Annotated in this window: 11 protein-coding genes and 1 tRNA gene; 8 read left to right on the top strand and 4 right to left on the bottom strand. The window is 69.6% G+C overall.

The window, feature by feature from the left end; translation table 11 throughout:
* The 5 genes from E4N62_RS26470 to E4N62_RS26450 all read left to right on the top strand — a co-directional run.
* The coding region (locus E4N62_RS26470; protein WP_230218749.1) for a potassium/proton antiporter at positions 1-1,352 on the top strand (1,352 nt) is incomplete at its 5' end.
* A gap of 618 nt (positions 1,353-1,970) precedes the next feature.
* Positions 1,971-3,191 carry a cation:proton antiporter gene (locus E4N62_RS26465; protein ID WP_230218748.1) on the top strand — a complete coding sequence of 407 codons (1,221 nt, stop codon included), beginning with the start codon at positions 1,971-1,973 and terminating at the stop codon, positions 3,189-3,191.
* Between the two features lie 318 nt (positions 3,192-3,509).
* A complete protein-coding gene (locus E4N62_RS26460) occupies positions 3,510-3,947 on the top strand; it encodes an NfeD family protein (RefSeq protein ID WP_230218746.1) in 438 nt (145 codons plus the stop codon).
* 29 nt (positions 3,948-3,976) lie between these two features.
* The gene (locus tag E4N62_RS26455) at positions 3,977-5,086 is read left to right on the top strand and encodes an SPFH domain-containing protein (RefSeq protein WP_230218744.1); all 1,110 of its coding nucleotides are present in this window, start codon (positions 3,977-3,979) and stop codon (positions 5,084-5,086) included.
* Positions 5,087-5,475: 389 nt separating this feature from the next.
* Positions 5,476-5,931, top strand: a complete 456-nt coding sequence (locus E4N62_RS26450; protein ID WP_230218742.1) for a CBS domain-containing protein — start codon at positions 5,476-5,478, stop codon at positions 5,929-5,931.
* Positions 5,932-6,042: 111 nt separating this feature from the next.
* Here the strand turns inward: E4N62_RS26450 and E4N62_RS26445 are convergent, their stop codons facing one another.
* The 3 genes from E4N62_RS26445 to E4N62_RS26435 are packed head-to-tail and all read right to left on the bottom strand — an operon-like array spanning position 6,043 to position 8,018.
* Complete coding sequence (locus E4N62_RS26445) at positions 6,043-6,306, bottom strand: hypothetical protein (RefSeq protein ID WP_230218740.1); 264 nt, start codon at positions 6,304-6,306, stop codon at positions 6,043-6,045.
* The gene (locus E4N62_RS26440; protein ID WP_230218738.1) at positions 6,303-7,544 is read right to left on the bottom strand and encodes a cation:proton antiporter; all 1,242 of its coding nucleotides are present in this window, start codon (positions 7,542-7,544) and stop codon (positions 6,303-6,305) included. The genes E4N62_RS26445 and E4N62_RS26440 overlap by 4 nt, the downstream gene beginning before the upstream one ends.
* A 3-nt stretch (positions 7,545-7,547) precedes the next feature.
* Entirely contained in the window at positions 7,548-8,018 is a 471-nt protein-coding gene (locus tag E4N62_RS26435) for a cation:proton antiporter regulatory subunit (RefSeq protein WP_230218737.1), read from the bottom strand.
* A gap of 203 nt (positions 8,019-8,221) precedes the next feature.
* Between E4N62_RS26435 and E4N62_RS26430 the strand changes: the two genes are divergently transcribed.
* Both E4N62_RS26430 and E4N62_RS49680 read left to right on the top strand, forming a co-directional pair.
* Positions 8,222-8,668, top strand: a complete 447-nt coding sequence (locus E4N62_RS26430; protein WP_230218736.1) for a hypothetical protein — start codon at positions 8,222-8,224, stop codon at positions 8,666-8,668.
* A 37-nt stretch (positions 8,669-8,705) separates the two neighbouring features.
* Positions 8,706-9,644 carry a GNAT family N-acetyltransferase gene (locus tag E4N62_RS49680; RefSeq protein WP_374117067.1) on the top strand — a complete coding sequence of 313 codons (939 nt, stop codon included), beginning with the start codon at positions 8,706-8,708 and terminating at the stop codon, positions 9,642-9,644.
* Positions 9,645-9,659: 15 nt separating this feature from the next.
* Here the strand turns inward: E4N62_RS49680 and E4N62_RS26420 are convergent.
* Positions 9,660-9,733: transfer RNA gene (locus E4N62_RS26420), tRNA-Pro, on the bottom strand.
* Between the two features lie 498 nt (positions 9,734-10,231).
* On the opposite strand from E4N62_RS26420, the gene E4N62_RS26415 reads away from it, so the two are divergent.
* Positions 10,232-10,555, top strand: coding sequence for a hypothetical protein (locus E4N62_RS26415; RefSeq protein ID WP_230218734.1), 324 nt, complete (start codon positions 10,232-10,234; stop codon positions 10,553-10,555).
* Positions 10,556-10,714: the final 159 nt, after the last annotated feature.

Genomic DNA, 10,714 nt, shown 5'->3' with positions numbered 1-10,714 from the left:
GCCAGGCCATGGGCACCGCAGCCCTGGCCGTCATCCTCGTCGAAGGCGGCCTGACCACCCAGTGGAGCGACGTCCGGCGTCTCCTGGCCCCGGCCGGGGTGCTCGCCACGGCAGGCGTGGCCGTCTCCGTCGTGGTGACCGCCACCGGCGCGCACTGGCTGCTGGACATGGACTGGCACCTGGCGCTGCTGCTGGGGGCGATCGTCTCCTCCACCGACGCCGCCGCCGTCTTCGCCGTCCTGCGCGCGCTGCCGCTGCCGCAGAAGGTGACCGGGCTGCTGGAGGCCGAGTCCGGCTTCAACGACGCCCCGACCATCATCCTGGTCCTGGTCTTCTCCACCGCCACCACCGACCTGCCCGACCCCGCTCCCCTCCTGGGCAACCTGCTCTATCAGCTCGCGGTCGGCGGCATGCTCGGTGTGCTGATCGGCCGCCTGGGCGCCGCGGCGCTGCGGCACATCGCGCTGCCCGCCACCGGCCTGTACCCGCTGGCCACGGTCGGTTTCGGCATTGTCGCCTTCGCCGCCGCGGGAGCGGTGAACGCCAGCGGCATCATCGCCGCCTATCTGTCCGGCCTGGTGCTGGGCAACGCCAAGCTGCCCCACCGCGCCGCCACCCGTTCATTCGCCGAGGGTGCCGGCTGGCTGGCGCAGATCGGCCTGTTCGTCATGCTCGGCCTGCTCGTCGACCCCAGCGAACTGCCCTCCGCGATCCTCCCGGCCCTCGTCGTCGGCCTGGTCCTGCTGCTGGCCGCCCGCCCTGTCTCCGTTCTGGCCTGCCTGCTGCCGTTTCGCATCCCCTGGCGTGAGCAGGCGTTCATCTCCTGGGCCGGCCTGCGCGGCGCGGTCCCCATCGTGCTCGCCACCTTCCCCATCGTCGCCGGGGTGACCGGAGCCCGCGACGTACTCAACATCGTGTTCGTCCTCGTGGTCCTGTTCACCCTCGTCCAGGGCCCCACCTTGCCCGCCGTCGCCCGGCGCCTGGGTCTGACCCGCGCTGGAGCGCTGCGCGATGTCCAGGTCGAGACCGCCCCCCTAGACGTCCTGGACGCCGACCTGCTCACCGTCACCATCCCGCCGGGCTCCCGGCTGCACGGCGTCGCCGTATTCGAACTGCGGCTGCCGCACCCAACCGTCGTCACGCTGATCATCCGCGACGGCACCACCCTCGTCCCCGACCGTGACACCGTGCTGCGTGCCGGCGACGAGCTCCTCCTCATCACCACCCCCGGCACCAGGGAGGCCACGGAGCGCCGGCTGCGGGCCATCGGCCGACGCGGCAAACTCGCCCGCTGGCTCGGCGAACACGGCGCCCCCGAGCCGGAGACCGCCACACCGGCCGGCGCCGAGTAACGCCTTGGGGCGCGCAGCACTGAACGGACGTCCGTTCGGTCAATTGCCGCGACTCGTACTCCCGTTTACTGGCGATATGTAATGGGATATCGCTTATGCGCAATTAGTCGTACGCTAAACTTCTTTACCGAGTCATGGTGCTCTATTGAGCGCGTGGTTGCTCATTTTTTGGGGGATTGCTTTTCCGGCGGAGCTGGATCGCTGCGATGGGGGGACGTGCCATGTGTCGTGTTGTCCACGCCATTGATCTGCCCACTACCGGGCCCTCCTGGCGCTGGCCCGTCCCTGCCGTCAGGGCCACGCGCATCGACAACACCGCCCGTGACAACGTGCCAGAACCGGGCCGCGCAAGCGTCTGACCTCTTGGTCCGACGCACCATCAGGCTTCCTCTGCCCGAATCCACATCCCCACTGACGGACAGATGCCAGTCGGTCCTACGGGTAGGCGGTCCAAGACCAGCGGCGGCACCGACGCCCGGCAAGGCTTGGCCAGACGCTGACTGACGCCTGCCCCCGTACGCCCGGCCGCATCGCCCACCTCACAGGCAGCGCCGCTCGCTGCTCGTCGCCACGAAGGCACAGACGCCGTCGCCGAACCGAACCGGAGGACAGACGCCCGTGCACAACACCACCGCCATGCTCATCGAACTCGGGGCCATCATCCTCGCCCTGGGCCTGCTGGGACGCCTCGCCGGACGCGTGGGCTTCTCACCCATACCCCTCTATCTCCTGGCCGGGCTCGCCTTCGGACACGGCGGCATCCTTCCGCTGCAGGCCAGCGAGGAGTTCACCGCCACGGGCGCCGAGATCGGCGTCATCCTCCTGCTGCTCCTGCTCGGCCTTGAATACAGCGCTTCCGAACTCGTCACCAACCTCAAGACCCAATACCCCTCCGGCGTAGTCGACTTCGTCCTCAACGCCATCCCCGGCGCCGTCGCGGCACTGATCCTGGGCTGGGGGCCGGTGGCCGCCGTGGCGCTGGCCGGCGTCACCTGGATCTCCTCCTCCGGCGTCATCGCCAAGGTTCTCGGTGACCTGCGCCGACTCGGCAACCGCGAAACCCCCGTCGTGCTCGGCGTCCTCGTCATCGAGGACCTCGCCATGGCCCTCTACCTGCCGATCCTCACCGCCCTGCTCGCAGGCGTCAGCCTGGCCGGCGGCACCGTCACCCTGCTGATCTCCCTGGGCACCGTGGGCGCCGTCCTCTACGTCGCACTGCGCCACGGACGGCTGATCAGCCGCGCGGTCTCCTCCGACAGCGCGGAAATGCTCCTGCTGGTCGTGCTCGGCCTGACCCTCCTCGTCGCCGGCATCGCGCAGGAACTCCAGGTCTCCGCGGCCGTCGGCGCCTTCCTCGTCGGCATCGCCCTGTCCGGCGAGGTCGCCGAAGGCGCCAGCAACCTCCTCACACCGCTGCGGGACCTGTTCGCCGCCGTCTTCTTCGTCTTCTTCGGTTTGTCCACCGACCCCGCCGACATCCCGCCCGTCCTCGTACCCGCCCTCCTCCTCGCCATGGTCACCGCCCTCACGAAGATCGCCACCGGCTGGTACGCCGCACGCCGCGCCGGAATCCAGGGCGCGGGCCGCTGGCGAGCCGGCGGCACCCTGGTCGCTCGCGGCGAGTTCTCCATCGTCATCGCCGGACTCGCCGTCGGCGTCGAGCCCCGCATCGGCCCCCTGGCCACCGCCTACGTCCTGATCCTCGTCATCGTCGGCCCGCTCACCGCCCGCTACACCGAGCCGCTGGCCCGACGCCTCACCCGTCGGCCCACCGCGGCGGCACCGGACGAGGCACCTGCTGACGCCGAGCGGGCCGAGTCCGCACACGCCCACGTCTGAGTCGGAGAACGGGCCGGCGGGCAGCGGCGCTTCGGGGCACGCTGCCCCACCCGTACGGCACGGTTCCACGACTACCAGGCCCGGTGAGGGTTTGGTCGGCGAACGCGGCGGATGGCGCGCGCAGAAGCTGGAGGGACTCGTCGTCGGCGCCCAGGCGCCGGCTGGAAGTGGGTGTCGGCTACCGGCGGAAATGGGTGCTGGCCCCGATGGCGATGCCGCAAGGCCGCGTGTGAGGGTGACATGGACCCTATCCGTCGGTCGCGCGGGAGGATGAGCCGAAGGTGGCTCGTGGGAGACCTCTGTAAGGAGGGCGATCTGATGCCGTGGTTCGTATGGCTGCTCGCCGCCGGGGTGCTGGGTGCCGCGGAGTTCTTCACCCTGACACTGGTCTTCGGGTTGCTGGCGGGCGCTGCGTTGGTGGCCGCCGTGGTCGCTGGTGTGGGCATCGGCGTTGTCGGCCAGCTCGTTGCCTTCGGGGTAGCAGCGGCAGCGGGTCTCGTCCTCGTCCGTCCTGTCGCGCTGCGGCACATGGCACAGCGGCCCCTCACCCGCGAGGGCAGTGATGCGCTGATCGGCAAGCGGGCCGAGGTCATGCAGGAGGTCACCGCGACCCACGGCCTGATCAAACTCTCCGGCGAGGAGTGGTCCGCCCGCGCCCTCGACGAGAGTTTGGTGATACCGGTGGGAGCGTTGGTGGATGTCATGGAGATCGAAGGCGCCACGGCCATCGTCTACCCCCGCGAACTCCTTCCGTGAACGGCTGAACACACAGCAAGGGAGGCACTGTGGATCCCGTCGTCATCCCCATTCTTGTGGCGGCCATCATCGTCGTCTTCCTCGTGGCCTCCACGGTGCGGATCGTCCCGCAGGCGCGCCGCTACAACATCGAGCGGTTCGGCCGGTATCGCCGGACGCTGCAACCCGGCCTGAACTTCGTGGTGCCGGTGGCGGACCGCGTCAACACCAAGCTCGACGTGCGCGAGCAGGTCTATTCGTCCGACCCCAGGCCGGTGATCACCGAGGACAACCTCGTGGTGAACATCGACACCGTCCTCTATTACCAGATCACCGACCCGCGGGCGGCGGCCTACGAGGTCGCCGACTACCTGCAGGCCATCGATCAGCTCACCGTGACCACGCTGCGCAACGTCATCGGCAGCATGGACCTGGAGGAGACGCTTACCTCGCGCGAGGAGATCAACTCCCGGCTCCGCGCCGTTCTCGACGATGCCACCGGCAAGTGGGGCATCCGCGTCAACCGCGTCGAGATCAAGGCCATCGATCCACCGCACACCATCAAGGAGGCGATGGAGAAGCAGATGCGGGCTGAGCGTGACAAGCGTGCGGCCATCCTGCACGCCGAAGGGGATCGGCAAGCCAAGATTCTTACCGCGGAAGGCACGAAGCAGAAGGACATCCTGGAGGCGCAAGGCACGCAGCAAGCCATGATCCTGCGGGCGGACGGCGAGGCAAAGGCGGTGGAGCTCGTCTTCCAGGCCGTCCATCACAACAACGCCGACCCGAAGATCCTGGCCTACAAGTACTTGGAGACGCTCCCGCACCTGGCGAGCAGCGACAGCAACACGTTCTGGGTGATCCCGGGGGAACTGACCGAGGCAGTTCGGACCGTCACCAGTGCGTTCGGTGACCAGTCGACGGCGGGTCCGCCCACACCCGTGCAGCCTGCGGAAGCGGCCACCGTCGATGCCGATGACACGTCGCACGAGAGCCGGGTGCCGGAACTCGGCGCAGGCTCGGCGGTTTCGCTCGGCGCCGCGGCGGCTGCCGACGAGGCCGAGAAGCAGGCCGCCGCCGCGGTGAGCGACGCCAAGGCGGAGGCCGCAGCCGCGATGTCGCCCCAAGTGCCGCGCCGGGGGCAGACGTCCGGCGAGTGAGCTCACTCTCGGGCTCTCGCCAGGGACCGTGGTGACGCCACTGAGCGGCGGCGACGCCCTGACCGACACCGACCCCATCGACCCGACCGAGCCACCGCTACACCCTGCGGACCACGGTCACCGGCGCCCGGTTGCTCGACTGGCCGACCAGACCCTGTGATCAAGCATGCCCGCTGGGGGAGTCCCCTCACCGGGAACGCATCCGATGACCCGGCGGAGGCGACGCCAGTACAGTCGGCAGTGGTGTGCCGGGAAGTCTGGTCGGCCATTCACAAGATCTCTGCGTTGGCGCCGACCGGGTGAGCTCCCGGTGATGCGGCAGTGGTTGTCCGTACCGCCGTGTTCGCGGCTCTGCTCCCTTCGTGTCGGCCGAGGAGAGGAGACCGTGCATGCGAGCACGTGACCTGGCTGAGCCATTTCCGGCGGTCTCGGCTGACGACGACGCAATGATGGCGGCCCGCTTGTTCGTGGAACGGCGACTCCCGGCCCTGCTGGTCCTCGACGCCGATCAACGGCCCTACGCGATCGTGCCGGGATCGCAGTTGCTGCGCGTCGTGCTCCCCGACTACGCGCTGGAGGCTTCCGCGCAGGCCCACATGCTGCACGACACCGAGTTGGAGCGGCTTGCGGAGAAGCTGGAGGGACTCACCGTCGCACAGTGGCTCCCCCACCGCACACTGCCAACCGTAGTGGGGCCCGATACGGGCATCGCGCAGGTGGCCGCCCTGATGATCCGCACCCACACGCCGCTGGTGGCGGTGGTCGAGAGCGACGGCCAGGCAACGCGGACGGTGGGAGCGATCACGGCAGCCCGGCTGATGGAGCACTTCCTCACGCAGGAGTGAGGCGGCCCTGAGGCATTCGGTTGACCGAGCCCCTCGCCCTCCGCCTCACCCGTCACCGCCCCGCGCGCATGGGCCATTCCTGAACCAGGGCCGGGCGGTGCCATACGCGTCTCAGTCCGAGTGGCCCCGTCGCCTGACGGCTGTGCGCCAGGCCAGGTACGGCATGCTCACCGGCCACAGAACGATCAGCCCGGTGAGGGTGAGGGCACTGGAGACGGGGTGCAGTTCCGTGTCCCGGAGCCATGCCGCGCTGCGCCGTAGCAGCCGGGGCAGGTTCCGGGCGAGGCCGCCGACACCGCCCAGGTAGACGGCCAGGGCGGCGAGCAGGAGGACCGTGTCCTGCTCTGTCAGCGCCGCCCAGCCGTCCTCGCTCATGACCGGCCGACCGTGTCCTGTTCGTCCACCGCTTCCTGCGCCTCGGCGAGCGGCGCTTGGGCCGTCGGCGCGGGTTTGCCCCACCGAGCGGTCAGACGCAGGGCCACGGGCTCGGTGAAACGAGCGGTGAGCGGACCGAGGATCACCAGGATGAGCACGTACGCCGTGGCCAGCGGGCCCAGCGAGGGCTCGATCCCGGCGGTGACCGCGAGCCCGGCGATGACGATGGAGAACTCCCCGCGGGCGACCAGCGTGCCACCCGCCCGCCACCGGCCCTTGGCCGAGACACCGGCCCGCTTCGCCGCCCAGTACCCGGTAGCGATCTTCGTCAGCGCGGTGATGACAGCCAGCGCGAGCGCGGGCACCAGCACCGGCGGAATGCTGGACGGATCGGTGTGCAGTCCGAAGAAGACGAAGAACACGGCGGCGAACAGGTCCCGCAGCGGCGCGAGAAGGTTGTGCGCGCCCTCGGCCACCTCTCCGGAGAGGGCGATGCCCACCAGGAAGGCGCCCACCGCAGCCGAGACCTGCAGCTCCTGCGCGATGCCGGCCACCAGCAGAGTCAGGCCCAGCACCACCAGGAGCAGCTTCTCCGGATCGTCGCTGGAGACGAACCGGGAGATGTGCCGCCCATAGCGCACCGCGAGCACCAACACGATCCCGGCCGCACCGAGCGCGATCGCGAGCGTGACGCTGCCCGCCGCCAGACTCGTCCCGGCCAGCAGAGCGGTGATGATCGGCAGATAGACCGCCATGGACAGGTCTTCCAGCACCAGGATGCTCAGGATCACAGGCGTTTCCCGGTTGCCCAGCCGCCCCAGATCACCGAGCACCTTGGCGATGACGCCGGAGGACGAGATCCAGGTGACGCCCGCCAGTACAACGGCGGCCACCGGGCCCCAGCCCAGCAGCAGCGCCATCGCGGCGCCCGGCAGCGCATTGAGCGCGGCGTCGACCAGGCCCGCCGGGTACTGCGTCTTGAGGTTCGAGACCAGGTCGCTGGCCGTGTACTCCAGGCCCAGCATGAGCAGCAGCAGGATCACGCCGATCTCGGCGCCGATCGCCACGAACTCCTCGCTGGCGCCCAGCGGCAGCAGCCCGCCCTCGCCGAAAGCCAGCCCGGCCAGCAGATACAAGGGGATCGGCGAGAACTGAAAACGACCGGCGAACCGGCCAAGCAGCCCAAGACCAAGGATGATCGCACCGAATTCGATCAAGAAGATGGCGGAGGAGTGCACGGATCACTCCCGCCCGAGTATCACGGCGGCAGCCTCCACGCCCTCACGGGTGCCGATCACGATCAGGGTGTCCCCGCCGGCCAGCCGGAACTCCGGGCCCGGCGACGGGATCGCCTCCGCCCGGCGCAGCACCGCCACGATCGACACACCGGTCTCCGTACGCATCCGGGTGTCGCCCAGCAGCCGCCCGTTCCAGTGCGAGGCCGCCGCCAGCTCGGTCCGCTCGGCCACCAGCCCCAGCTCGGTCGTCGACAGCAGACTCGGGCTGTGGTGCTGCGGCATCAGCGCGTCGATGAGCGCCTCCACCTCCCCCGACGTCAGCCGCACCGACAGCGCGCAGGCATCCGGATCGTCCTTGCGGTACGCGCTCAGGGTCCGCGACCCATCCCGGTGCGCGACCACGGACAGGGGACGCTGCTCCCTTGTGGTGAGGTCGTAGCGCACCCCGATCCCCGGCAACGGCGTACTACTCATACGCGCAGCGCCCACGGCTGCCCCCTGTCTGATTCGGATGTTTCTTTGGCCAATCTTTAATGACACCCTAACGAGCGCCCCGAACCCGGCCTTCGCCAGCTCCGTCCCGAGCCCGCTGAGGGGAGGAGCATTGTCCGGGCGCCGGTAGCGCAGCGGCTGGCGGGTGCCTCTGCCGGACGGGGAAGACGGAAGGAAACGCAAGCATGATCGAGTGGGTGTCCTTCAGCACCGGCGCCCGGCCCGTCCCCAAGCCCGTGGCCACGCCGCTGGTGTGGGCTGCGGCGTCCGGCGGTGCGCTGCTGCTGGTGGCACTCCTCAACGCACTCGTGGGCCAGAACCAGCCATCGGTCGCCCTGGCCGTTCTGTCCCTGCTCGCGGCATTGCTGGGACTGCGTGCCCGCTTCACCGCAGCCCCGGGCACGGCCGTCCTGTGCTGGCTCTTCCTCAACGGCTTCGCCATCCCACCCGCCGGCACCCTCACCTGGGCTGGCCACCGTGACGCGTTCTGGCTCACCTGCCTGTTCACCGCCGTCCTCCTGGGTACGACGCTGGCCCGCCTCCTCTACGCCCGCGCCGCCTACCGCCGCGTCACCGCAGGAATCGACGTCGCCACAACAAGAGACGTCGCCACAACAAGAACCGGGCGGTGAACCGCGCGGCTGCTGAGCACATGACGAAGGAGTTCCCATGTCGGCCAACCGCGGAGCAGTGCGTGGCTGGTCGTACATAGGCGCACATGAACGGAGCCGCTGTGCACGATGCGCTCCCTTCCCGTCACGCCCATGCGCCGCAGTGGTGACCGCGGATACTGGCGTCATGGGAGAAGCAGCACGGCGAAGGGCGGCGGCTGCACGCAGCCGATCCACGGGTGAGATCAGCATCAGGGACGCGGCCCCGGGCGAGGGCCAGCGGGTGCGGCACCTGCTCGACCGCTACGTCGGCGGCGAGGATTCCGACGAGGCGGCCGGAAGAATCGACCGTCCCTACAACCGCAACGACGGGCTGTGGACCCAACTCGTCGCAGAGCGGGACGGCATGATCGTGGGCGCGCTGACGGTCGGTGACATCTTCGGCAAGCCGCGCATTCGGCAGCAGCCCGCTGCGGCAGCGATGATCGGTCGCCACGCCGAGATCATCAACCTTGTAGTTCACCCAGAGGCTCGTGGGCAACGCCTGGGACGCCGGCTCATGGTCGAGGCCGAGCGCCGCTATGAGGACGCCGGCTATCAGCTCCTCTCAGGCGAGTTCGTCGCGCGCCGTCCCCACCTGCGTGCCTATTACGAGGACGCGGGTTTCACCGTCGGGAGACCGGGCCGCCCCGTTGTGATCGTCTTCGGCGCCGAGATGGTTTCCCACTGGAACCGCACGATGACGCGTGCCTCATCTGGAAGGTCGTACGCACCGGGCCGACGGTGGTGGACTTCTCCTCCGTCCCGGCAGCAGAGGGAACACGACTCGTCGAGCAGGCCATCCGCGGAGCCCAGGAGGACGCACGCACCAGCGGCTCGTGATCACTCCCCCTGGGCCGCCTGGGAGCCGCATCTCGAAGTCGGCTCCCAAATGGCTCCCAGAATGGCCCCCTTAACCACTCAGGGGCCCGACCCGCTAAGCGGATCAGGCCCCTGACCTGGTACTTCACTGTCGGGGTGGCGGGATTTGAACCCACGACCTCTTCGTCCCGAACGAAGCGCGCTGCCAAGCTGCGCTACACCCCGATTGTCGCTGCTTGTCGCGGCGACGTCGTTTACTTTAGCCCACCGGTGGCCGGAGACGAAATCCGGTTTTCGGGGTGCCGGTCAGGGCGGTCGGGGCGCCCTCGGCGGGGTGCACCGGGTCGGGGCGGAGGTGGTCGACCACGACGATCAGGAGGGCGGCGGCGCAGAAGGCGAGACCCAGGAGGAGGGCGTTGCCGAGGACGCCCCTTGTAGCCGTGGCGGTCGACGTCCAGGAACGGGTAGAGGCAATGGGCCGGCCAGTCGGTGGTCACCAGGCCGCACGGCCGAGCGCGTGGACGCCAGATAGGCCAGCGGTGCAGCCAGGCCGCCGCGTTGATCAGCCGGGGGGGGGAAGGGCGTCAGCAGCAACAGCCAGTCCGCCACCACCGCGAGGGGATCACCGTGTGGAAGGGTCCGGCGAGCCAGCCTGGGCGTGACCGCGTGGCCGTTCGTGGCAGCAGGTGATACACCGACGCCGTGATCACGGCGTAGAGAACCGTGCCGCCCGTCACCGCGGACGGCAGGGGGCGGCGGGCCGACCACGCGCGGCGGGCCGAGACGGCGAAGACCAGCGCCACCAGGACCGCGCTCTGGACCGCGAAATGGCTGAACGCGCAGCGCAGGCGCGCCCAGCACCATCTCGGTCACCACGGCCGCTGCCGCCGCCAGTGCGACCAGGTGGCAGTACCCCGCCAGTGGCGTCGTGCCGGTGCCACCACCGCCGTCGCGGGCACGACGGATGTCACCGGGCGGGGATGCCCCGAGATCGCGGGCAGATCGGGGATGTCCCTGGGTATCGGTGCGGTCATGCGCTCACGCTAAGCCGACCGGACGGAAGGCTATTTAGGGGTGATCCGTACGGGTGGGTGTGTACAAAGCGGGGCCCGTCCACCCGGGCGCGGGCGTGCCTGCCGCATGCCCGCGAGGTTGGCGCATCCGGCAACCAGAGCGCTGTCGGCCCCAGCCGCCAGGCATTGTCGA

The sequence above is a fragment of the Streptomyces sp. MNU76 genome, from assembly GCF_020982545.1.
Taxonomy (GTDB): Bacteria; Actinomycetota; Actinomycetes; order Streptomycetales; family Streptomycetaceae; genus Streptomyces.
Note: the sequence above shows the minus strand (reverse complement) of the source record. Positions and strands in the feature narration are given on the sequence as shown.

Coding starts and splice junctions, on each gene's coding strand:
- E4N62_RS26460 (WP_230218746.1), top strand. CDS start 3,510: ATGCCGTGGTTCGTATGGCTGCTCGCCGCCGGGGTGCTGGGTGCCGCG.
- E4N62_RS26450 (WP_230218742.1), top strand. CDS start 5,476: ATGCGAGCACGTGACCTGGCTGAGCCATTTCCGGCGGTCTCGGCTGAC.
- E4N62_RS26445 (WP_230218740.1), bottom strand. CDS start 6,306: ATGAGCGAGGACGGCTGGGCGGCGCTGACAGAGCAGGACACGGTCCTC.
- E4N62_RS26435 (WP_230218737.1), bottom strand. CDS start 8,018: ATGAGTAGTACGCCGTTGCCGGGGATCGGGGTGCGCTACGACCTCACC.
- E4N62_RS26430 (WP_230218736.1), top strand. CDS start 8,222: ATGATCGAGTGGGTGTCCTTCAGCACCGGCGCCCGGCCCGTCCCCAAG.
- E4N62_RS49680 (WP_374117067.1), top strand. CDS start 8,706: ATGTCGGCCAACCGCGGAGCAGTGCGTGGCTGGTCGTACATAGGCGCA.